The organism is Serratia sp. CY74737 (assembly GCF_052166775.1).
Lineage (GTDB): Bacteria > Pseudomonadota > Gammaproteobacteria > Enterobacterales > Enterobacteriaceae > Serratia > Serratia ureilytica.
The window spans coordinates 1-1,969 of the sequence record NZ_JBJNOF010000033.1 but is presented as its reverse complement, the minus strand read 5'-3'; the positions used below and the strand labels follow the sequence as shown (position 1 = coordinate 1,969).

The window sequence follows — 1,969 nt, the reverse complement described above, 5'->3', positions numbered from 1 at the left end:
CACCTGGCACCGCATCGACACCAAACGGTCGGTGAACTACGGGATGCAGTCGGACCGTGACACGGCGAAGTACAGCGCGCGCACCGAACAGCTGTTCGCGGAAGCGGGCTACAGCGTGCGGGGCGAGTGGCTGAACCTGGAGCCGTTCGTCAACCTGGCGTACGTGAACTTCGAAAACAACGGCATCGCGGAAAGCGGCGGCGCGGCGGCGCTGCGCGGCGACAAGCAGCACACGGATGCGACGGTGTCGACGCTGGGGCTGCGCGCGGACACCGCGTGGCAGGTGACCCCGGGCACGACGGTGGCGCTGCGCAGCGAGCTGGGGTGGCAACACCAGTACGGCGGGCTGGAGCGTGGCACCGGGCTGCGGTTCAACGACGGCAACGCGCCGTTCGTGGTGGACAGCGTGCCGGTGTCGCGCGACGGCATGGTGCTGAAGGCGGGGGCGGAAGTGGCGGTGAACGAAAACGCCTCGCTGTCGCTGGGCTACGGCGGGCTGCTGTCGCAGCACCATCAGGATAACAGCGTCAACGCCGGCTTCACCTGGCGTTTCTAAGCAACATCGACTCAATCCTTGTACGGGAACCGCCTGCGGGCGGTTCCTTTTTCACATCCTGCTAATGAGAACCCGGCGCACCTGGGGCGTCGGCCAATAACAAGCAAAAGGTAAGGAAATGACAACAACAATGGGTTTTGATAGCAAAGGAAACGTTCGTCGCTCGCCGTGGCGGCTGAACGCGCTGGTCTGCTGCATGGCGCTGGCAGGGTATGCGCAGGCGGCGCCGCACGAGGTGAATGGCCAACCCGGCGATCCGGCCAGCTGGCGCAGCGCCGAATTCAACGCCAACTGGGGGTTGGGGGCGATCCACGCCGATGAGGCCTACGCCGCCGGCTACACCGGCAAAGGGCAAAAGGTGGGCATTTTCGACACTCCGGTTAACCGCCATCCCGAATTCGCCGGCGACGGCAAACTGATCAACGTCGTCACCGAAGGCTACCGCGCCTATACCGATCCACACCGGCCGGGAATTAACGCCGGCGATCGCTTTTACTTCGACGGCACCTTCCACTTCTACAGCGGTTCGCAGGGCATGCTGAGCAATCACGGGGTGCACGTCGCGGGGATCAGCGCGGCGAATCGCGACGGCGTCGGCATGCACGGCGTGGCCTTCGATTCGCAGGTGATCAGCGTCGATAACGACAACGATGGCCCGGCGTACGGCGAATTCCTCGGCCTGGACGGCGCCGTCACCAACGCCGGCTGGCAGGCGATGATCAAGAGCGGCGTGCGGGTGATCAACAACAGCTGGGGCGTCAGTATTCCCGACTTTCTGTCCGACGGCGGCCGCGATCCTAACGCGCTGCACTTTGAGCTGAAGGATGCGCAGGAGCAATTCGATCAGGTCAAACCGCTGCTCGGCAGCCTGGCCGGCGCAGGCTATCAGGGCGCCATCGACGCGGCGCGCAAAAATATTCTGGTGCTGTTCGCCGCCGGCAACGACGGCAACTACAACCAACCGGATGTGATCAGCGGGCTGGCCTACTTCGTGCCGGACATTGCGCCGAACTGGCTGTCGGTTGCCAGCGTGGCGCAGGATGCGGCATCGGCCAACAGCGTGCCTTACACCATCAGCAGTTTCTCTTCCCGCTGCGGCTATACCGCCAGCTTCTGCGTCTCGTCGCCGGGCAGCAAAATCTACAGCACCGTGGCCAACGGCTCCGATCCGGCCAACCTGGTGTCGGACTACGGCAATAAAAACGGCACTTCGATGGCGACGCCGCACGTCACTGGCGCAGTGGCAGTGTTGCTGCAGCGCTTCCCGTACATGAACTCGGCGCAGATTGCCGACGTGCTGAAAACCACCGCCACCGACATGGGCGCGCCGGGCATCGACGCGCTCTACGGCTGGGGGATGATCAACCTGGGCAAGGCTATCAACGGGCCAGGCATGTTGGTGACCGCCGAGGA

The 1,969-nt window shown here is 64.1% G+C and carries 2 protein-coding genes; both read left to right on the top strand.

Annotated features, from left to right (window positions below; genetic code table 11):
- Nucleotides 1-556 (top strand): autotransporter outer membrane beta-barrel domain-containing protein (locus ACJ8PE_RS24970; protein WP_442536946.1); only part of this gene is annotated, 556 nt, incomplete at its 5' end.
- Nucleotides 557-674: 118 nt separating this feature from the next.
- A partial coding sequence (locus ACJ8PE_RS24965; protein ID WP_442536945.1) for a S8 family peptidase occupies nt 675-1,969 on the top strand: 1,295 nt, incomplete at its 3' end.